The sequence below is a fragment of the Idiomarina sp. Sol25 genome, from assembly GCF_033052775.1.
In the GTDB taxonomy this organism is placed as follows: Bacteria; Pseudomonadota; Gammaproteobacteria; order Enterobacterales; family Alteromonadaceae; genus Idiomarina.
This window is the reverse complement of record NZ_JAUPEW010000104.1, coordinates 1-278: the sequence shown is the minus strand read 5'-3', so window position 1 is coordinate 278 and position 278 is coordinate 1. Positions and strand designations below refer to the sequence as shown.

Here is a 278-nt window from a genome sequence, read left to right as displayed (position 1 = left end):
AAATGGTATAACCAACAGCATGACGTTCCCGACGGCACCGAGGACCTACTTTTTAGTGAAGTAGTAGGACAGGTTGCATTAGTGCACTACCTTGAAGACGGTTTTGAAGACAGTGATTATGAACCGCGCGCCGTACTGATTGATGATGACGTTCAAAACGCGGTAATTGACTACTTTGATGAGTAAATCGAAAGGTATAAAAAGGTCCTGTAACAATATTGTTATACAAGGTGACACATTACATGGATTTACCACGAAACAACCTTACCGACACGCAG

At 42.4% G+C, this 278-nt stretch carries 1 protein-coding gene; it reads left to right on the top strand.

The genetic code is table 11. The features are described 5' to 3' along the window. Positions 1 to 186: hypothetical protein (locus tag Q5L94_RS13650; protein ID WP_317498900.1), on the top strand; the 186-nt coding region annotated here is incomplete at its 5' end. Positions 187 to 278: the final 92 nt, after the last annotated feature.